This window comes from Rubripirellula amarantea (genome assembly GCF_007859865.1).
GTDB classification, from domain to species: Bacteria; Planctomycetota; Planctomycetia; order Pirellulales; family Pirellulaceae; genus Rubripirellula; species Rubripirellula amarantea.
This window is the reverse complement of sequence record NZ_SJPI01000003.1, coordinates 582364-601511: the sequence shown is the minus strand read 5'-3', so window position 1 is coordinate 601511 and position 19148 is coordinate 582364. Positions and strand designations below refer to the sequence as shown.

Here is a 19148-nt window from a genome sequence, read left to right as displayed (position 1 = left end):
TCTACTGGCTTGTTGGCAATTCATTCCGCATTGCCAGGTAACCCCAGACCAACACGTTGGGCGCCCAGGCATCGACGGTAAATTCTTCGAGCATCGGCCATCCCCCCAAATCCCAATACGCTTCGTGAGTCGGCCAGGCGTAGGGATTCGGAGTTGTGACCTTTCCTAGATGCCACTTGATCGGCCAAGAGATTCCGTTGTCATTCCACTTTTGGAAATCAATGTTGCCGTAAGGCGTCAGACCTTCGGGAACCTTCTGGCCCGTGAAACGCGCGTCGAGTTTGAAAACGTTTTGCAGTGGATTTGCACCAAGACCGGTCGTGTAAACAACATTGTTAGGATTGCAACCGCTTTGAAACTGAGTTGCTTGAACAGCACCGTAGAGATACTTCGTCTTGCCAGTTAAAGCATGAGCCCGAGTCAAATCGTAAGCATCGGCTGTGCTGTAGAATCCCAGGAATTGCGGTTTGAACTGATCACAACATGTAAGGTTAAAAGCGTTCTTTGAAGCGTATGTAAGGGCGTTTTCCGCGAGTCGTTCAATCGCTTCAACGGCTTTTCGCTTTAGGTTCTTATCCCCGAGTTCATCTGGCAAACTGGCATAGGCAAACGCATGGTCGCGCTGGACTGCGATTGCGTACCGGAACAAATTCGGAAGGTCATCCTTAAGCGAAGTGTTCTCCATGAACCGTTCGTGGTACACGTCGTCTTTGGTGGTGCGAAAGAGTTCCAGCGCCGCTAAGTTGCGATAGTCAATTGCAATCCACGTGTTGTCCCGTCCATCAATGAGTCCAGCCGCTTTGTCCTTGGCAAAATCAGATTCCGCGAAATCAAATGCTCGCTTTCCACTGTCGAGGTACTCGGCGGCCAGTTTAGGGTCAAAGGGCTCAAGCAGTCGCGAAAGTCGAGCCGCTACGGATGCGTAGCACCAACTCGCCAAGTAGTCGGGTGCGTAAGCATAGCTCGCAAAGCTGTTGTGCCAGCTTACTTCGAACTTAAGCGGATCCCCTTTGCTTTCCAGCCCCATTCCGACTCCGCCGTTAGCATGTTGAAGTCGATGGAAACACGAGAATTCAAACACGGCTTCCGCAAGGATGTCGGGCATTTCTGAACTCTTGGGAATGTTCAGATCAAAAGTATTAAGCCGATCGCTGAATTGCTCGTAGATTTCCAGCATCGCCATTGTCACGCGCATGTGGGTGACTCTTCGCGGGTTCCAGTCGCCCGCATCGTGGTATCCTCCCCATCCGTTCACCGGCTCGCCAGTGTCGCCAGCCACCAACTTGTCAAACGCCTCATTGCCGGCTTCCACCGCTCGATACGTTGACTGAGTCACCCGGTAGCCATCATCCGGGTGCATGTCTCTTGGTTTACGAAAATCACTGTGAGGAGGTCCAATTTTGATGCCAGACCGATTGTGATAGAGACCTCGAAGTTGTGTTCGCCATGCTCGTGTCCAAACGTCGTTGGCAATTTCAAATGGAAACGAACAGCCGACTGAGTCGACCACGACTCGATAGCGTCCTGGTTGGGAAAACTCGCTGAATTCCAGCTTGGCGACGTCGGTGCCGTTGAAATTCGCCGTCCGAGCCATACTTTCCGTTTGGGTCGATGGGAAATGCAAGCCACCTTCACCACGAAACATCACCTTGCCCGTTGCGTCGTCGATGATCGAGAACGCTATCGTTTTGGGTTGGTTGAGCGAGCCGCCATTGCCAAGCCAGCACGAGACAAAAGCTCGCTTGATGGGATCATCGGGGCGATAACCGATTTGATGAACATGCACGGACTCGCTGCGCAGTTGATTGGGATCGAAGACGAACGTAGTTTCGGTTTCAAAGGTATTTAAGGCAGGAAAGGTCAGCTTGACCTTGGATCCCGGCTTGATGGAATCCGGTAACTCGAGATACAGCGTGTGATGAAGTGCGACGTCGTTAGATCCGTGAGCCCATGCGTTAACACGAGTCTTTCGTGACACCTTGATCGGCTCAACAGTGTCCCCATCGGCAATCTGAATTGAATAGCTGGCTCGATCGTCGGCCGCAAATTCCAGCAACGGGTTTCCCGTCACCTTTTCGTGAGTCACAAGAAATTCTCGATTCTCTCCAATCAACGATCCGAGCACGCGTCCATCACGTTTGACTATCAATTCGGTCACTTCGCCCGAGTCGTTCTTTCTTTCTTCAAGCTGGTCCTCATCATTAGGTTGGTAACGACCGTAGGTGGCGTTGGTCATTTTGCCAGCTTGGATCTCTAAAGCGATGCGGTTCGGGGCAACAAGGCTTGCGCGAGTGACTTTGGGTGATAGGGCGGATCGCTCGCCATAGGTTTTTCGCAATTGCTCTTCGGCGGCGCGTTCTGCGGTTATCTTCGCGGCAATTTGTTGAGCATAAGATTGACGAGCGGCGATCATCTGTTGATTCGCATCGACAATCGCAATGATGTCGATTTCAAAGTCGGTGGGTACTCCGCCCGCCCAGTCGCCTATGATTTGCCATTGGGTAATTTGCTTCAACGACAGCGGTTCGCTCGTTTCCACTTCCATGGCGTTGGGGGTTTCTAGCGAAGCGCCGTTCACGGGTGTGACCCAGTGCCAAGCGTCGTCGGCTGGCGGCATTGGGAACCACCAGACTGGTTTTTGACCAGCGGCGTTCATCAGCATCAATCGTACAGTCTTCATCTGGTTGGCTTTGCCTGACTTCACCAAAATCGCAGGTGAAGCGTCGCCTTGTTGCGACAGGTCGAGCGTCAGATTAAAGCCCGCCCCTCCTTGATTCGTAGTGTTACGAACCACGGCTTTGCCATCCTCGACGGTCGCCTTCTTGTTCCATGCGGAGTAGGCAAACAAGAACGGCTGATCCAAATCACTGATAACAGAACGGATTTTGACCGCATCATCGGCCAACGATTGTTTCGATGCCAAAGGACTCAGCAGAGCCGCGACGGCCAAGAGTGTCGGCAGCAATGTGCACCATCGCGGGTTGAACTTACGCAATCTCATCGCACACCTATTTTTGAATGGTTCGAACACCTTGCGGTTGAAACGAACCTCTTATTGTAGCAGAGGGCGTGCCGAAAGATCGTCGGTGTGAGCTGTCTGTGCCGTGGGAGGCAGAGCTTAGGTAGGCAATAGAGCTTAGGCTGGCAATAGAACTCAGGCGGGGATGTGATGTCGGCCCTAGGACTTGCGTTCCCACTGCACGCCTTCACCGGAACTGACAAAGCACATCTTCTTCAACTGCTCGATCAATGCCGCAGAGCTTGATTCAACGGAGACTTGGGCTAATCCAATTCCTCGCCTTCCCACTTCGCCCAAAACCGAAGCGATCAGATATGCGTCGCATGACGTCATCATCCCACTTTCGTTTAGTACGGGGACATCGACGATCAAAGTCGATGGGGACATCACCTCGGCCTCGGCGTCGCTAAACCAAAAATCAACCTGACCCATTTCAGCACCGTGACGGTCAACGAGACGGTGACGCAAAATGTCCAAATGAGAGAACGCTGACGCACGCGTGAGTGAAACAGGGATAACGGTTTCAATTTCAATCGAAGAAGTTCGTCGCCACTGCAATGCCTCGCGGTTGACGGGCGCTCGGTAGCAATCCGTATTCGCACTCAACATCGTCAACGCGAGTTCGGGGTGAAATCCAGCCGAGCTGAGCGTTTCGATCAAGCGTGAATCGAGTTGGTTGACTCCAAACCCCGGACCGTACGGTTCCAGTCCCGAGTAGCCGAATATCTCGTCGTGAAACAATCCAGCACGGAGGTGACCTGCGCCACTGGCGGCCATTTGGTCCGCTGCCTCGCCTACCAGCCGAACCGCAGAGTCGGTGTCGCACTGCGTGCCAAAACAGCTCGCCGCAATGCATCCGACCGTCTTCGCTGAGGCGACGGAAGCAGATGATTGGGGAACAACAAAGAAGTGGCACCACCCCAATACTTTGCTGTTATCGACCAGCATGAGCAATTGATCCGGCCGAAACGATGTTCTCGCCAGAACCGCCTGCTCGAATTGAGCTGTGGTCACGCGGGGCACTATACCGGCGGCCTGGTGGTGTTCGTGAAACACACCTACCAGTTGAGGAAGATCACCGTTTTGAAATGAACGAATCTCAATCACGGCACATCATTGCAGTTTGAATGTTTGCGGCATCGGTGAGGACATACCTCCATGCTACAAAAAAACGGTGGGACAGCCACTAGGGCTATCCCACCGCCTGTATCAAAACCCGCGAGAGCATCCGATTTGGATGTTGGTCAGGCAATCCCACTCGACATGACCCACCAAATCGTTCCGCTCAGATTTTTTTGGAAACTCCGGGCCTCGGCCCGAAATCTCCTAAGCGTCGGGCATCCACTTGGATGTCCTTAGCCGGTAAACTTTCCATCGGCCTGTAGAGGTACAAAAGCGGATTCGAAACTGCGAAAGAGTGCCGCCGATTTTGCAGCGTTCCAGTTGGTCCGGTTAGTTAAACTGTAACGGTTGGTTGCCGACGCAAAACGGCTGAATTGCAAAGATCAAGCCTACCGCTGGCGGCGAAAGCAAACCACCAATCGGGGTGAACCGTTTCAAAGGTGTTTCCCGTTGGATTTGATTCCCTCTGTCCTGGCATCTTCAACGGGACGTTTGACTCGTTCAAAGACTATCTAGCAAGCGACTGCTACACGGTTCAAATTTCATCTTGAGGTTTGTGCTCGACCGTCATGAGGCGTCAACAGCACAACTACGTTCAATCACCGAGCAGCGGTAAGTCTTCGGCTGACTTTTGCGCAAGCCCTTCGTGAAAGTGTTTGCGGCAGACAGCTTGATAGCGGTCATTGCCACCAATTTGAACTTGATTGCCATCCTTGATCGGAAAGCCATTGGCGTCGATTCGCATGTTCATCGTGGCTTTGCGGCCACAATGGCAAATGGTCTTCAGTTCCACGAGCGAATCCGCCCAGGCGAGCAACGCCTCACTGCCTGGGAATAAGTTGCCCTGGAAATCGGTGCGAATTCCATACGTTAGGACGGGAATATCAAGTTCATCGCAGACGTCGCACAATTGGCGCGCTTGCAGTCGAGTCAGAAATTGGGCTTCGTCGAGCAAAACACAATGCACGGGCTCTTGCTGGTGATAAGAACGCACGACGGAAAGCAGGTTGTCGGCCGTATTGAAAGTCATCGCGTTGGCTTCGATTCCAATGCGTGAAACGACCTTTCCGCCTGAACGCGTATCGATCTCGGGAGCTAAGATCAATGTGTTCATGCCCCGTTCGCGATAGTTGTAACTCGACTGCAGCAAGATCGTTGACTTGCCTGCATTCATTGCCGAAAAATAAAAGTACAGCTTCGCCATCGGGCTACTTCAGAGCGGCAATTTGCTGAGCAGTCAGTTCCGCGATTCCGATCTTTGCCAGTCGCAACAGTTCAGCAAGTTGTTGGTCATCAAACGTCGCTTCTTCACCGGTGCCCTGGATTTCAACAAATCGTCCCGAACCCGTCATGACCACGTTCATGTCGACGTCAGCGGCAAAATCAAGTTCGTAATCGAGGTCAAGTTTACATTCTTCGCCAATTAACCCAACGCTGGTGGCAGCGACGGAATCCTTCAATGGTCCATTTCCGATGGTCGATCCTGGAACAGCTTGCTGGGTCGCGATTGCCAGTGCGATGAAACCGCCTGTGATCGAGGCGGTGCGAGTTCCACCGTCCGCTTGCAGCACGTCGCAGTCAACAACGATCGAGTTCTCGCCAAGCGCTTCGAGATCAACGACGCTTCGCAGGCTGCGGCCAATCAATCGCTGAATTTCCGTGGTACGGCCATCCACTTTGCCCCCACGTTCGCGTTTCTTTCGCGGACTGGTGCTGCCGGGCAGCATATTGTACTCCGCTGTCACCCAACCTTTCCCTTTCCCCACCAGCCACGGCGGAACATTCGTTTCAAGCGAAGCCGTGCACAGAACAATGGTGCTGCCGCTTTTATAAAGGACACTTGCAGGGTTGGAGGCGAGGTAGCCAACTTCAATTGATACTTCGCGGAGTTGATCGTGAGGACGCATAGGGAAGGTATGGTTCAAAAGGCAAAAAGTAATGATGTAAAAGAGATGCGTCTCAGACGTCGGCAGCGCCGCTAGCTAGCTGGCACGTGCTTGTCGACCCAAGCTCGGTTGAGCATCCAGACCAACAAGGCCTTTTGCGCGTGCATTCGATTTCCAGCTTGGATGATGACATCGCTTTGCTTGCTGTCGATTACGTCGTCAGTGATCTCTTGTCCGCGGACAGCGGGCAGGCAGTGTAGCACTCTTGCCGTCGAAGGGGCGGCCGCCATCAGTTTCGAATTGACTTGAAAGTCAGCGAACACCTTTCGGCGTTGGGCAGCTTCGACTTCTTGCCCCATGCTGGTCCAAACGTCGGTGTAAATGGCATCGGCGTCCACAACCGCTCCGGTCGGATCATTGGTCTGAACAATCTTCGCCTTGGGATACTTTGCTTCGATTTGAGTCAGCCAATCAGCATCCATTTCGTATTCTGGGGGGCACGCCAGCGTGAAACGCATGTCCAGCATCGCACAAATCAGTGCCAGCGACTGCGAGACGTTGTTGCCGTCACCGACAAAGACGACATGCTTGTCTTCGTACGTCCCCAATGCCTGTTCGATCGTTGCTATATCGGCCAGCGATTGACAAGGATGGCATAGATCAGTCAGTCCATTAATGATCGGCACAGCGTTGAAACTCGCCAACTGGGTTGCTCGATCATGGGATTTAGCGCGGCACACCACCGCGTCGACAAACTGGCCAAGCACGTTGGTAAAGTCGGCTGGCGATTCCCGTTTTCCCCATCCCACGTCTTCGCCCAAGAACAAGCTTGATCCCCCGAGTTGCGCGATTCCAGTTTCAAAACTGACACGAGTTCGCAGACTCGGTTTTTCAAACAGCAATGCGATTACCATCCGCTGCAGAATCGCAGGACGATCGCCTTTGGCCAACCCTTCACGCAGCATCGCCGACGTGCGCAGAATGGTCTTAAGTTGTTGGGTGTCGATGTCAAAGAGACTCAGCAGATGTTGCATGAAAGTGTCTTCTAGGTTGGGATAGGTTGATATTTTTCGGAGGCTTCGAACACATTGGAAAGTCGATCAAGCAGTGTGTTCAAGTCGTCAGGTTCAAGTGTGATGGGTAGCGACATTCGAATCGCGGTTTCGCCAGCGGTTTCAACGTACACGCCAAAGTGCATGCAGTGGGCTGCCAAGACTTCAGAATCCAAGTCTGTTTCGATACCCAGAGAGGTTCCCATCGGGATCACATCGCGAACAAACTCGTAGCCCGCGACACGTTGAGCAATAGAGACGGCCATTTCGTGCGCTCGGTTCGCAGCGCTGGACACCAATTCTCGGTCGAGATATTCATATAGTGTCGCCTCGATGGCTGTTGTTTCTATGGGACAGCATGAACGTTGTTGCGAAGTAAACCGCGTGGTCTCTGCCGATGTCAGCAGCAATCCGCCGTCAAGTCCGCCTAGTAACCCAGCCGACAAGATTGCCGCATCGATATTAATGTCAGCGATCGAAGAGCTAACTAAGGCTTCGCCAGTACTGCCGAAAACCAATTGGGATTCGTCGACGATTAATAGCAGCCCATGTTCATCGCAAAGCATGCGAACACCCTCAAGGTAATCCTGAGTGACGGGACGCGCGGCGTCGAGAAGCCGAATCGGGCTGATTAAGATGCAACCCGTTTGCTCGTTGATCGCCGATTCCACCGCGTTGAGATCGCCTACGGGAACGTGGTCAAAGCCTGCCATCATGGGACCAAATCCGGAACGGAGTTCCGAGATGCCACTGGCGGTGCGGCACATTCCAGTTCGGCCATGATCGCTGCCTACCATCGCGATCGTTCGGTAACGGGCACCTTGGTCCCGCATTCGTGAGGCAGCCAAGATTGCTTCGAGTGCGAGTTCCGACGAAGGGTAAACGGCAGCGGAATCGAAAATCGCATTGGACGATGAAGCGTTGCACTGACTAATTAGGTTCGCGATGTCGTTGGGTTCATCGGCAGCAAAACGATTCAATGCATCGCCAAGGTCTTTGTCGAGACGTTTCTTGATCGCCGATCGAATGGTCTTGGTGTCCAAGCCGAAAATGCTCACTCGGCCGGCAAGAGCGTCGATCAGTTCGAGGCCATCGGCACCGCTACGAAGAAGACCAGCGGGATCGCCACCAAATTCGGCTCGCTTGAACACAGGCAACGCAAATGGTTCGTCCTGGTATGACGGCGAAACCGACTCGGTGATTGCAGCATCGGAATCTTCGTCGATATCACTCGGTTCCGAGTCGACGAGCGTAGCCGAAGTCGATTCGTAAACAATTTCGTCCTGGTTGATAGACGCATCTCGCTGCAGGACCGGCGCTTCCTGATCGACGGCGTCTTCTACTTCTACGTCCTCTACCTCTACGTCTTCTAATTCGTCGTCGACATCCTGATCATCATCATCATCTTCTTCCTGGTCATCGTCGTCCTCACCATCCTCGTCCTCACCTTCTTCGTACTCTTCTTCGTCGTCTTCACCGTCCCACTGCTCTTCCGAAAGATCGTCGTCTTCCGGAATGTCTTCTTTATTCGGGTCCATGAAATTCGTCCTGACACAGAGAGAATTGGGAGGGCTTAACGTGTGAGTGGGCCGGACGGCGAAATTCACACAATCGATCGAGGGAAAAAGAATCGCTACGCGTGAATCTCAGTCCCGACTCCGCTGGTCGTAAAGATCTCCAGCAGCAGCGAATGGCGTACGGCACCATCGACGATGTGAACCTTGCGGACTCCACGATCGAGGGTTTCCAAACAGGCTTCGACCTTTGGAATCATTCCGCCATTGATCACGCCTTCCTTAATCAAGCTTCTCGCTTCTTCTGCAGAAAGCGAATCGATAATCGTCTTCGGGTCGTCCTTATCGCGTCGCACACCGTTGACATCAGAAAGGAAAACAAGCTTCTCGGCACCTAGCGCCTGAGCGACGGCCATGGCGGCGGTGTCTGCATTCACGTTGTACCTTTGTCCGTCTTCGCCCTCGCACATCGACGGAATGACGGGGACTTGATCGGTGTAAGACAATCCCTCGATTACGCTTCGGTCGACTCGTGTGACATGTCCGACAAAGCCAAGGTCTTCATCTTCCTCGGTGGGTAACTTTTCACCGAACAGGACATTGGTGGTCGTGAATGAGAGATTCATAGCACGGCCGCCGAGTCGCTCGATCTCATCGGTAATAAAGACGTTCAGTTCACCGGCGAGAACTTTTTCGACCACCTTCAACGTGGGAGCATCCGTGACGCGGCGACCTCGAACGAAGTTTGGCTCGATGCCCGATTCGGCCAAAGCTCGGTTAATCGCCTTTCCACCACCGTGGACGATGACCGGTTTCATGCCGACCGATTCCATGAAAATCACATCGAGCAAGATATGCATGAGTGCATTTTCGTCATCGAGCAGGCTACCGCCGAGTTTGATGACCGTGGTCTTGCCGCGAAAGCGACGAATCCAGCCCATGGCTTCGATGAGCGTGTTGGCTTTGCCGATAGCTTCTTCCACGCTGAATTCTCCGCGAGGGGTGTGACTGGGACTATTATCCGGGTGAAACGGAAATTCGGCAGCAGGTAAAGTTCCCTTTGCATCAAAGTTCATGGGGCGTCCGAATTTCAAACAGGATTTAGGCTTAGAAAAACCGATCAATTTACGGCGGCAGGCCTATGGGGTCAATTGAGTTTGGGTAGCCTATTACCCTACTTCGAGAATGCTCAAACCAAACGAAATCTTCATTCATGACTGCTAGACACACCTCGGCCACTGCAAATTCCTGGACAATCATCGGCGGAGGTCAAATGGGACGGGCTCTGGTGGGCGGAATGCTCGCCAGTGATGTGGTTCAGGCGGACCAAATTAAGGTCGTCGAACCTAATGCCGAAAGCCAAGCGTGGTGGGCCGCCAATCAGCCCGGCGTCGCTCTGACAGAGCTCGCTTCAGCTGTGCCGGCTTCTAGTGCGGTTCTGATCGCCGTCAAGCCAAATGTGGTGTCGAAAGTCCTCGACCAACCCAACGGTTTTTGGGACGGCAAACTTGTTGTTTCAATCGCCGCAGGTGTGAGTTTGGAAACTCTATCCGCCGGAGCCGGCCACGGACGGGTTGTGCGCGTCATGCCCAACACGCCCAGTCTCGTTGGTGCCGGTGCCAGTGCCTATTGCGTAGGATCCGAGGTGACTCAGCCCGACCGCCAAACGATCGACACGCTGCTGGGCGCGGTAGGGCTCGCCGTTGAAGTTGAACAGTCGCAAATGGATGCCGTGACGGGGCTCAGTGGATCCGGTCCCGCGTACGTTTGTTTGATCATTGAAGCGTTGGCCGATGGCGGTGTTGCATCTGGTTTGCCTCGATCTTTGGCCATGAAATTGGCGACGCAGACTGTTTTGGGGACGGCGCAGATGATTCAGCAAACCGGTCGTCATCCCGCAGAACTAAAGGATGCAGTCGCTAGCCCTGGCGGAACAACCATTGCCGGACTTAACGCTCTTGAACAGAATGGGGTTCGGGGTGGTTTGATTGCGGCGGTAAACGCAGCGACCGCTCGTAGCAAAGAGCTCGGTTGATGCAAAGTCAGTTGAGTCAAGATTCGCTCTACTTAACGGTTTGAAACTTAGAAAGAGAAGTCCGTGGATTCACCTCTCCTAAAGATCGACGACAAATGGGTTCCCCTGTATCGCATTGTGTGGGTGGCTGACGTGCCGCATTTCTGCGGCGAACCTGACTGCATGCACGAGGGCGAATACGAGATTCGCTTGGACGTTGACGATTCAATCTGGACCAATGGCGAAGGCCGAGATGAAGCCGTTCAAGGGCTTACGAAGTGGTGCAATGGTCCCAGTCCCGGCGAAGACGAAAAGCAGTGGTAAGCTGCTAGCGGATCTGGATTGCGTCGCCCGCAACCAGGCACAAGGTGCGGTTTCGGACGGGGTACAGTTGGTTTCCCGACACGATACCGCCTTCGATTGGCACCTGAACTCTTTGGTCGAATCCATCTCGGATGTCGCCATTGCCCTCCGCGATCGCATGGTTGATTCGTTCAATCAAAGCAGCATCCGCTTGCCGAAACGGACCGTTACCTGACTCCGTCGGGCTTTGAAGCATTGCGAGCAGTTTTTCTGGAATCGAGTGTTGGGCAACGCTGGGCCGCATGATTGTTCCTTCTGACTAACGAATTTGCGCTTGTTCACCAGTTTAGCTCAAAAGCGACGTTCGTTCTTGCCGAACTGTCCCTTGAGGTACTGTGTCTGCTGGGATGACGGGGTAGACACAGGTCGCATGAAACTGATTGGGTCAAGGATGACGCAAACAGATTCGCGGCTTGTCGCAGCAATGCGCAAGTTGGGTGCGAGGAGAGCGTCTCCTGTGAACCGTCTGTCCGAACCACGCGGCGAAGGATTGCCATGAAAGCTCGGATCTATTCTCAGCTTGTTGACCACTTTGGTGGCCAACGTTTGATCAAGCAAGCAACTCTTGCGTTTGTCGGGTGCACGCTGACTTCCATCGTGATCAGCTCACCTATTCAAGCACAAGACAATAACGGCTTCTTTACCGATCCCGCGACGGGGATCGTGTATCGAAAGGTCGCTAAAACTGTTGAGCGACCCGTGATTGAAACGAAAGTTGAATCGCGAAACCAAACCATCTATCGACCACAGACGGTTACCGAAACGAAGCCAGAAGCGAGGACGGTATATCAGCCGGTCGTGGAATACAAATGGGAACCGCGACTGCACGGTCGTTGGAATCCGTTTGCACGCCCGACGGTCGCGTATCACCATGTTCCCGAAACACGCTGGGAAGCTCGCAACGAAGTCGTCAATCGGACGGACTCGCGAACCGAGTGGGTCGCAGAAAACCGCACTGTGGAAGTTCCACAGCAAATCGTTCGGATGGAACGAGAGCAGAAAGTGGAATTCGAACCCGTCGGTAAAGTGGCTCCGGCCCAACAGGCTTCACCGGGAATCGACAGCGCTGTGGCCGCACGGCTACGTCCGCTTGATAGCACCGCTCGTGTCGAACCGATTGGCGGATCCCAATATGCCGTTGGCCCGGCCTACACGGCACCGAGCTTTTCGGCTCCTCGAATCGCGGCTACCAGTGTGGGACGCATGACCAGTGACCCACCGCGACGCAACGAAGGCCAAAGTGGCGTTCGGGCGACGGAGTTGTATCCAAGTAGCTCGACCGTTCGCGGTCAAGCACTACCACCTGCATCGGGTGGAGTTGGAATCGCGAACTTGCCAAGCTTGCCGTTCATGCGGTAAGGGTGTGAACGTCAAAGGCGTTCGAGCGATCAAGTCAACGTACCGTCGCGTCAGTGCAATGCCGACCCGGCGTACCAACAACGAAAAAAAACCCACGCGTGAAAACACGCGTGGGTTTTTTGTTGGGTTCAAGCGATGGTAGCGAACTACTTGAGTTCGACCGAACCACCAGCTTCTTCGATTTCCTTCTTGACCTTTTCAGCGTCTTCCTTGGAAGCTTGTTCTTTGAGCTTCGCAGGAACGCCTTCGACCATCTTCTTAGCTTCCATCAGCGAAGCACCGGTCAAGTTCTTAACGACCTTAACCACGTTCAGCTTGTTGTCGCCGAAGCTGGTCAGAATAACGTCAAACTCGGTTTGCTCAGCAGCAGCGTCTCCGCCACCATCGCCACCACCTGCAGCGGCCATGACAACTCCACCGCCAGCAGCGGGTTCGATGCCGTGAACATCCTTCAGGTAATCGCTAAGCTCTTTGGCTTGCTTAAGGGTCATTTCGGCGATCTTGTCGCCCATGGTTTTTGCTTCGGCGCTGTATTCGGCGACGGCGGTTTCTTCGGACATGTCTCTACCTCGAAAACAGAATGAGTTAGTTTGGTTGGTTAGTTGGGAACGTGATTATGAAAAACGGGAGACTACTCGTCGCCCTCGCCTTTTTTCTTGATCTGGCTGTTGAGCATCTTGCCAGGGCCGAGAAGCGCCGCTGAAAGCTGCGATCCAGGTCCGAGAATTTGTCCAACAAGCATCGAGATTTGTTCTTCGCGGTTAGGCCACTTGCTGACGGCTTTAAGGCCCTCGGCATCAAGTTTTTCGCCATCCATGACGCCGCCACCGGCGACGAACTTCTCGTACTTTTCTTTGTCTTTGTCGAGCTTGACGATTTCCTTGACAAGCGAAACAAAGTCCGATGCACCCCAGCAAACACTCACTTGGCCGGCGGCACCTTCAAAAGCACCGTGGATTTGCGAGCCTTCGGTTGCCCGACGAGCCAGTGTGTTCTTGACAACCAACATGTGGATGTCTTTCTTTTCCAGTTCACCGCGAAGTTCATTCGTGGTGTTTGCGTCCATTCCGACGCATGAGACCACGACCGCATCTTCGACTCCTTCGAGTCGACGCTTGATATCGCGAGTCACTAGTTCTTTGACGTATTTACTCATCGTTTTGGTTCACCTAACCCGCTACGCGGACGCTGGGGCTCATCGTGCCGCAAATCGCGATGCCTTTGACATAGGCACCCTTCACTGTTTGCGGCTTTAAGCCTTCGACGAACTGGATGAAAGCACGGATGTTTTCGGCCAACTTTTCAGTGTCGAAACTCATCTTGCCAACCATGGCATGGACGTTTCCGCCCTTGTCGTTGCGGAACTCGACCTTACCAGCCTTGTATTCCGCTACAACCTTTCCGACATCGGGAGTGACCGTGCCAGCACGTGGGCTAGGCATCATCCCGCGAGGGCCGAGGACGCGTCCGAGTGGACCCACCAAACCCATCATGTCGGGAGCGGCGATACAAACATCGAAATCGGTCCAGCCGTCTTTGATTTTCTTGGCCAAGTCATCTTGGCCTACTTCGTCGGCCCCAGCAGCAAGAGCTGCTTCGGCGGCGTCGCCCTTGGCGAACACGACGACTCGCTGTTGCTTTCCGATGCCGTTTGGCAACACGAGCGAACCGCGAATGATTTGGTCGGCCTGGTTCGGGTCAACGCCCAAACGCATGTGGACTTCAACCGTCTGATCGAACTTGGTCGAATCATACTTTTGAAGAACGGCAACCGCTTCGTTAAGTGGCAGCGGTGTCTTTGGCTGTTTTTCCAGCGCGGCGCGATAGCGCTTTGATTTTTTACCCATAGGTCACGACTCTCAGTTGTCGGGTGGTTTGGCAAATTCACCTGGCCCAGAATCCACTTAAAAAGCAGTTTCTAGCGGCAAACTCTCCCACTTGCCCAGGCTCACTGCCTGAGAAGACGCAGAATGTGGCTGACGAACGCCGCGTCGTCAACTCCAATCGGTTCGCTAGCGAAAGAATTTCAGCAAAATCCCGACGAAGTCAGGATCCGGCTTGATTGGCGATCAATTGGCGAAGTCCTTCCAGGACAATTTGGAACCGCCGTCGTGCCCGCTCGACTTCGGCGGATTGAGCTCGGTCGCGGGCACGTTTGGCGACGACGTCTTTCGGAGACATCTGGACTCGGCCCGATGCAATGTCGGCGTCTTCGCGAGTGAGTCGCTGCGCCCGTTGATTGGCGTTGGACGTGAACTGAGCGAAAACGTTGTTGATGGCTTGGAATGCCATGTCGTATTGCTTTTTGCGAAATTCACGGTCGCGCGTGTGAGCAATTTGATCGGCACCTGGAACCATGCCGCTGCGTTGAGCTGCGGTTAACAGTTGGCTAAAGGCTCCGATATCTAATAGTTCAGGCGTTCCGTCCTCGGTATCACTCTCAACCATCGATGGGTTTGCGACGGTGTCGAACTCCGATTGCGTCGCCTGATCACGCTGAGTGAGCATGACCATCTTGCGGTCTTTCCCAAGCTTGACGAACTGAGCAAGTTTGAACGGTTTGACTGGCTTGTCTTTAATGATGTCGGTCATCGCGACCGTTTGAGTTGCCGAGTCGATCTTTTTGGTTTCAACCAAATAGAGTTGGTCCGAGTTATTGATCAGGTACAAGGCCGACGAATGAACGTCTCCCTCGGAGGCGATTTCGCGAAAGTCAAACCGCGACAGAACCACGTCGAACACCTCATCGCCCTCAGCTTTCGAGTAAGCGTCAACGAACGCTTGGTCCAAGTTTGCGGTGGACGCAGGTGCAGCTTCAGCGGATGACTCGGGATTAGAGTCGGCGTGGTCTTTGACGCCAGTGTCTCCGTCGCCAGAGTCCTCGGCGCAAGAGTCCTCGGCGCCAGAGTTTTCGGCGCCAGAGTTTTCTGGCGAACTGTCGTCGTCGCTATCGTCGTCAGCAATTTTGGATGCCGCGGGCTCTTCTTCGCTGGGGCTTTGCGTTTGGGGCGAAGCACTGCCTTGCTTAGCCGATTCGCGTTCGGCTCGTTTTCGGTCACGTTCGGCGAGTTTTTCAATCGTCGGCATCAATTCTTCGAATGCTTTGATGACCTCGATCGTTTTTTCGTACTTCCGTTCGGCAGTTCGCCGTTGTCGATCCGCATCGGCTCCCTTGCCTGTGATCTGGTCGGCGGCCCCTGGCTTCAGGAATCTGGAACGACTCGCCTTGTAAGAATCTAAGGCGTCGTTGAGTTTTTCGATCACAAGTTCGTGCTTGCCATCAAACGCGAGCGTTCGAGCTTCCAGCACTTTGGCGGCTGCTTTATTGCCGCGAAGCAGCTTGTAGAGATCGTTAATGTCTTCGGCGAGCATCAATGGTTCTCGGAATTTTTCGGGCGGTCAACTCAGGAAAAGACGCAGGATTGCGCGAGCGGTTGATCAATCGATACTTATGTTTTACCAGACTCCGGCATGGATAAGCTGCTTTGTTGCCTGTCCCGACCAGTCTTTATTCGCAGCGGGGGAGGCAGGGCTAGGGTGCAAGATGCGTGACAAATGTGCATCGTAGGATGCCTCTTCCAGCACGCGGGCTAAGCATTTTTCGGCGTAGGCACCCACACCAACCAAGTGCTTGGGTTTCAATGCATCGATCACCGCTCGTAAGTGAGCGTCGCAAGCCGAGTCGAGCAATTCACGCTCGGCGGCCGGAAGTTTGTCGGGAGTTCGGTTGCGTGCCGAGCTTTCCATGAACACCAAGGGGCAATAGTTGGCGATGAAGTGTCGCTTGAAGAAATCCGAGGGCTGCTCGTATTTGGACTGAAAGAGGCCCCACAGCCGACGCCCGCTAACTTCACTTCGCTGACATTCAAATCCCTCAACGATCCGCTTGGGATGTTCATTCTTGGGATGTTTGACGGACTCGTGGATCCCGAGCCAATCTTTCACCGCAGCGATTTCACCAAACGGAACGCCAGTTTGAGCCATTCCCCAGGGCCCCGGGTTCATGCCGAGAAACAGTACCTTCGCGCCGGCGTCATTGGCCATCGATAAGTACGCCTCGTGCGATTTCCATGCGTATCGCAGCGGGTTGTAGACGTGGGTAACCGGTTCAGCAAACTCTAGCTTGTCGACTCGGTCACGCAGCTTCTTGGCGGCTTTGATGAGAGCCGTTCGAGCCGACTGAGCCCCTGACCGTTTGGAAGGAGTTGCCATGGTTTAAGTCGGAGTTGTAGGGCAAGGTGAATCGGGTTGGTCCGGTTGGGTGTCATTGCAATCATCAAGAACACGAGTCTGTTCCAAGATCATGATCTTTTGCCAAATCTTACGAGATAGGCCGGTGGTGAGTTGTTCTACTTCACTGACTGCCGCGACCGCATCGGCGTCGTCGAAGTGTTGGACGTAGAGTGCTGCGATCTTACCGATCAAGGACAACATTTCGCTGCAGTAATCGAGGTAGCGATTGAGTTCGAACGCGGACATCGTTTTCTTGGGTGAGTTCTTCGTGTCGGTCCATTCGCGTACATAGCGTTCAGGGTTCTTGGTCAGTTGGTGCATATCAATGATGTGCGCAATTGCCCGAAGTTCGTGAATAGCCTTTAACGTTCGCTCACGTTTGATTCGTGTTTCAAGCCGAACCAAAAAGTAGATAGCGATCGCGAAGAAGATGATGTCGTTGAGACCAGACTCAATGGCGGCAATCCATTCGAGCACGCCAATCTTATCGGCCTCGACTTTCAATAACGCATAGATCACCGAGGCAACCAAAACGACAATTAGCAAAGTGGCCATCGCAAACCCAAGGATGCGAATGGATTTGATCGGCTGACTAATTTGGTTGGCGCGTTCTGCCGCGTGTTGTGACACGTCTAACAAACGTTGGCAAAGACCCGATAAGCCCGAACCGGGAAACCGTTCTTCGATGCGTCGCCGCAGCGTCGCGACAGTGGCAATGATGCGGTCGTCTCGTAGAACGAACGAGTCTGTCTTATCGTTCATCGTTCAGACACCAAGGTATTCTTCGATGGCTTCGGCAATCGTTTCGCTGCTGACGTCCTCGCCGGTCCAACGATGCAGGCATCTTTGCAATGTGCCGGTCTGGATTTCTAAGGCGGAAACAAACTGATAACCTCGCCGAGCGATCCGAGCGGCGTCGACGTGACCCGACGTCAGATCAATGACCAATGATGTTCCATCGTTTTCGGGCCAAGCTTCAGCCTCAAGCGGATCGTCTTCATTAATTTCGGCGGGTAAGTCGGCTAACAGGATAAGGTCAGCCGCCGCAATGGTTTCGGGTTCGGGCGGTATCAGGCTGGGAGCCGCTGAGAGCTTGTCGGGATCAACCACAGGCGGGATGGCTTCACCGTCGCTGGGGAGTTCTCCGATCCAGCGGGTCGTCTCAAATTCTCGTGAATCGATCAAATCGTTGATCCAATTCTTCCGCTCGTAAGTTCCCTTGAACCGGCCGTCATCACCCATGTCAAGGCAATCAATGACCGCTGCTTCGTCAAGCTCAGCGTACTGGGCATACCATTGCATCGCCTGGTTTCTAATTGAGGGGTCGATCATTACCCCCTGGATCCCGGTAACCGAAAAGCCATCAAGAGCTTTGGCGACGTCGTTGGGCGCAACATCAAAGGAAAGCACCCGCCATTCCAATCCTAGTTTGGCTAGCGAACGCTCAATGGCGAGTTGACTTGGATTGCCAGCGATCGGGTGTCCGATGACGACAATGATCGGTTCTGTGGTACCATCCATGAGTGATCGTAAAATACGTTTGAGAGCTTGATGACGACTAAAAATCTTTCCACTGAATTGCCCGTAAATGTCAGTCGAAAACCCATTCTAACTTGGTGGGCTCTCTTGATCATAGCAGCTTGGACACTGATTCATGCAGTTCTGTTCGTGCGTCTGACGTCGGCGAACCCCGAATCGATAGTCGATGAGTCCCTCGATAGGAATCTGCAACTCGTTCGCCTGTATTTCTCAGGGGGCCTTTACGGATTGGCAAGCGGCGGCATTTGGGTAGCCACCGTGGTGTCGTCGATTGTCTGGCGAAGATTTGTACAAGCGGCGGTCACAGCAGCGGTCGTGGGGTTGCTGAGCGTCGCGAGTGACAACTCACCAGTCGTTCTAATTTCAGGCGTCTTGGGAATGGTGGTTTCGCAAGTGGTGCTGTTCCAACTTTTCGCCATCAGCCATTGGAGTCTTTCATTCAGTGTTCGTACTGATCTCGATCGGGAACGTCGCCAATTCACGATCGGTAACGTCGTAACGCTAACGGTGATATTTGCTGGCTTGTTCGCGGTGATGAGATTGGCGGAAACAAGGATTGATGCGGCAATGTACTGGGCCGTACTGACCGTTTGCTGGGTGGCCCAACCGATCATTGCGGGATTGGTGTATTCGACAGCTACCGGTAACTCAGGAACGCTTCGTTGTATTGGCAAGGGATTGTTAGCGGTGGCGTTGGTCACGGGGTTAGTTCTTGGCTTAGGGTTCGCCCAGTTCTTAACACTCGACGATTCATTGCCGACGAATCCCAGCGTTCGGTCAGCGTTTCTCGTTGCCGTGGTAAGAGTTTACGCCGCCGTCATGGTTGGTTTCTTCGCTAGTGTTTGCATGTTTGCGATCACCGGTTGGTTGTCGAGATCGAGCCGTGCGGATCGTGTCGATTGTGATGGCGACTCGCAGGTACAACCCTTTTAATTGGACCGGCAATCAATCCATCTGGTCCAACCGTCGAATCTGACATTACACGGCGAGGCTGACCGTGTCTTCCTCGATGGATTGGGGTTGGCAGTTTCACGGACGGATTGGATT

At 53.6% G+C, this 19148-nt stretch carries 19 protein-coding genes; 4 read left to right on the top strand and 15 right to left on the bottom strand.

The window, feature by feature from the left end; genetic code table 11:
- Window position 1: 1 nt before the first annotated feature.
- From Pla22_RS22280 to argB, 7 genes are all read right to left on the bottom strand, one after another.
- Window positions 2-3001 (bottom strand): glycoside hydrolase family 9 protein, encoded by a 3000-nt coding sequence (locus Pla22_RS22280; protein WP_146516985.1) that lies wholly within the window; start codon window positions 2999-3001, stop codon window positions 2-4.
- A gap of 177 nt (window positions 3002-3178) precedes the next feature.
- Complete coding sequence (locus Pla22_RS22275) at window positions 3179-4033, bottom strand: hypothetical protein (protein ID WP_146516984.1); 855 nt, start codon at window positions 4031-4033, stop codon at window positions 3179-3181.
- A gap of 703 nt (window positions 4034-4736) precedes the next feature.
- Window positions 4737-5345, bottom strand: coding sequence for a thymidine kinase (locus tag Pla22_RS22270; protein ID WP_146516983.1), 609 nt, complete (start codon window positions 5343-5345; stop codon window positions 4737-4739).
- Window positions 5346-5349: 4 nt separating this feature from the next.
- Window positions 5350-6048: a ribonuclease PH gene (gene rph / locus Pla22_RS22265; RefSeq protein WP_146516982.1), complete on the bottom strand. Its 699-nt coding sequence runs from the start codon at window positions 6046-6048 to the stop codon at window positions 5350-5352.
- Between the two features lie 71 nt (window positions 6049-6119).
- Complete coding sequence (argF, locus tag Pla22_RS22260) at window positions 6120-7061, bottom strand: ornithine carbamoyltransferase (RefSeq protein WP_146516981.1); 942 nt, start codon at window positions 7059-7061, stop codon at window positions 6120-6122.
- An 11-nt stretch (window positions 7062-7072) separates the two neighbouring features.
- The gene (locus Pla22_RS22255) at window positions 7073-8617 is read right to left on the bottom strand and encodes an aminotransferase class III-fold pyridoxal phosphate-dependent enzyme (protein ID WP_165440790.1); all 1545 of its coding nucleotides are present in this window, start codon (window positions 8615-8617) and stop codon (window positions 7073-7075) included.
- Between the two features lie 95 nt (window positions 8618-8712).
- The gene (gene argB, locus Pla22_RS22245) at window positions 8713-9576 is read right to left on the bottom strand and encodes an acetylglutamate kinase (RefSeq protein WP_146516980.1); all 864 of its coding nucleotides are present in this window, start codon (window positions 9574-9576) and stop codon (window positions 8713-8715) included.
- A 230-nt stretch (window positions 9577-9806) separates the two neighbouring features.
- Between argB and proC the strand changes: the two genes are divergently transcribed.
- Together proC and Pla22_RS22235 are read left to right on the top strand one after the other, a co-directional pair.
- Window positions 9807-10628: a pyrroline-5-carboxylate reductase gene (gene proC, locus Pla22_RS22240; RefSeq protein ID WP_146516979.1), complete on the top strand. Its 822-nt coding sequence runs from the start codon at window positions 9807-9809 to the stop codon at window positions 10626-10628.
- A gap of 63 nt (window positions 10629-10691) precedes the next feature.
- Window positions 10692-10931, top strand: coding sequence for a hypothetical protein (locus Pla22_RS22235; RefSeq protein ID WP_146516978.1), 240 nt, complete (start codon window positions 10692-10694; stop codon window positions 10929-10931).
- A gap of 4 nt (window positions 10932-10935) precedes the next feature.
- Here the strand turns inward: Pla22_RS22235 and Pla22_RS22230 are convergent, their stop codons facing one another.
- Window positions 10936-11214 carry a Trm112 family protein gene (locus Pla22_RS22230; RefSeq protein ID WP_146516977.1) on the bottom strand — a complete coding sequence of 93 codons (279 nt, stop codon included), beginning with the start codon at window positions 11212-11214 and terminating at the stop codon, window positions 10936-10938.
- 251 nt (window positions 11215-11465) lie between these two features.
- Between Pla22_RS22230 and Pla22_RS22225 the strand changes: the two genes are divergently transcribed.
- Complete coding sequence (locus tag Pla22_RS22225) at window positions 11466-12329, top strand: hypothetical protein (protein WP_146516976.1); 864 nt, start codon at window positions 11466-11468, stop codon at window positions 12327-12329.
- 146 nt (window positions 12330-12475) lie between these two features.
- Here the strand turns inward: Pla22_RS22225 and rplL are convergent, their stop codons facing one another.
- The 7 genes from rplL to Pla22_RS22190 form a co-directional block, all read right to left on the bottom strand.
- A complete protein-coding gene (gene rplL, locus Pla22_RS22220) occupies window positions 12476-12889 on the bottom strand; it encodes a 50S ribosomal protein L7/L12 (protein ID WP_146516975.1) in 414 nt (137 codons plus the stop codon).
- A 71-nt stretch (window positions 12890-12960) separates the two neighbouring features.
- Window positions 12961-13485, bottom strand: a complete 525-nt coding sequence (gene rplJ, locus Pla22_RS22215) for a 50S ribosomal protein L10 (protein ID WP_146516974.1) — start codon at window positions 13483-13485, stop codon at window positions 12961-12963.
- 13 nt (window positions 13486-13498) lie between these two features.
- Window positions 13499-14176, bottom strand: a complete 678-nt coding sequence (gene rplA, locus Pla22_RS22210; RefSeq protein WP_146516973.1) for a 50S ribosomal protein L1 — start codon at window positions 14174-14176, stop codon at window positions 13499-13501.
- Between the two features lie 199 nt (window positions 14177-14375).
- A complete protein-coding gene (locus Pla22_RS22205) occupies window positions 14376-15701 on the bottom strand; it encodes a hypothetical protein (RefSeq protein ID WP_146516972.1) in 1326 nt (441 codons plus the stop codon).
- 84 nt (window positions 15702-15785) lie between these two features.
- Window positions 15786-16541, bottom strand: a complete 756-nt coding sequence (locus Pla22_RS22200) for a single-strand selective monofunctional uracil-DNA glycosylase (RefSeq protein WP_146516971.1) — start codon at window positions 16539-16541, stop codon at window positions 15786-15788.
- Between the two features lie 3 nt (window positions 16542-16544).
- Window positions 16545-17324 (bottom strand): hypothetical protein, encoded by a 780-nt coding sequence (locus Pla22_RS22195; protein ID WP_242632261.1) that lies wholly within the window; start codon window positions 17322-17324, stop codon window positions 16545-16547.
- Between the two features lie 3 nt (window positions 17325-17327).
- On the bottom strand, window positions 17328-18083 hold the full coding sequence (locus Pla22_RS22190; protein WP_146516970.1) for a hypothetical protein: 756 nt from the start codon (window positions 18081-18083) through the stop codon (window positions 17328-17330).
- Window positions 18084-18113: 30 nt separating this feature from the next.
- On the opposite strand from Pla22_RS22190, the gene Pla22_RS22185 reads away from it, so the two are divergent.
- On the top strand, window positions 18114-19034 hold the full coding sequence (locus Pla22_RS22185; protein ID WP_146516969.1) for a hypothetical protein: 921 nt from the start codon (window positions 18114-18116) through the stop codon (window positions 19032-19034).
- Window positions 19035-19148: the final 114 nt, after the last annotated feature.

Bases quoted from the DNA above. Each gene is read 5' to 3' on its own strand.
- Pla22_RS22280 (WP_146516985.1), bottom strand. From the start codon at position 3,001: ATGAGATTGCGTAAGTTCAACCCGCGATGGTGCACATTGCTGCCGACA.
- Pla22_RS22270 (WP_146516983.1), bottom strand. From the start codon at position 5,345: ATGGCGAAGCTGTACTTTTATTTTTCGGCAATGAATGCAGGCAAGTCA.
- rph (WP_146516982.1), bottom strand. From the start codon at position 6,048: ATGCGTCCTCACGATCAACTCCGCGAAGTATCAATTGAAGTTGGCTAC.
- argF (WP_146516981.1), bottom strand. From the start codon at position 7,061: ATGCAACATCTGCTGAGTCTCTTTGACATCGACACCCAACAACTTAAG.
- Pla22_RS22255 (WP_165440790.1), bottom strand. From the start codon at position 8,617: ATGGACCCGAATAAAGAAGACATTCCGGAAGACGACGATCTTTCGGAA.
- proC (WP_146516979.1), top strand. From the start codon at position 9,807: ATGACTGCTAGACACACCTCGGCCACTGCAAATTCCTGGACAATCATC.
- Pla22_RS22230 (WP_146516977.1), bottom strand. From the start codon at position 11,214: ATGCGGCCCAGCGTTGCCCAACACTCGATTCCAGAAAAACTGCTCGCA.
- Pla22_RS22225 (WP_146516976.1), top strand. From the start codon at position 11,466: ATGAAAGCTCGGATCTATTCTCAGCTTGTTGACCACTTTGGTGGCCAA.
- rplL (WP_146516975.1), bottom strand. From the start codon at position 12,889: ATGTCCGAAGAAACCGCCGTCGCCGAATACAGCGCCGAAGCAAAAACC.
- rplJ (WP_146516974.1), bottom strand. From the start codon at position 13,485: ATGAGTAAATACGTCAAAGAACTAGTGACTCGCGATATCAAGCGTCGA.
- rplA (WP_146516973.1), bottom strand. From the start codon at position 14,176: ATGGGTAAAAAATCAAAGCGCTATCGCGCCGCGCTGGAAAAACAGCCA.
- Pla22_RS22205 (WP_146516972.1), bottom strand. From the start codon at position 15,701: ATGCTCGCCGAAGACATTAACGATCTCTACAAGCTGCTTCGCGGCAAT.
- Pla22_RS22200 (WP_146516971.1), bottom strand. From the start codon at position 16,541: ATGGCAACTCCTTCCAAACGGTCAGGGGCTCAGTCGGCTCGAACGGCT.
- Pla22_RS22195 (WP_242632261.1), bottom strand. From the start codon at position 17,324: ATGAACGATAAGACAGACTCGTTCGTTCTACGAGACGACCGCATCATT.
- Pla22_RS22190 (WP_146516970.1), bottom strand. From the start codon at position 18,083: ATGGATGGTACCACAGAACCGATCATTGTCGTCATCGGACACCCGATC.
- Pla22_RS22185 (WP_146516969.1), top strand. From the start codon at position 18,114: ATGACGACTAAAAATCTTTCCACTGAATTGCCCGTAAATGTCAGTCGA.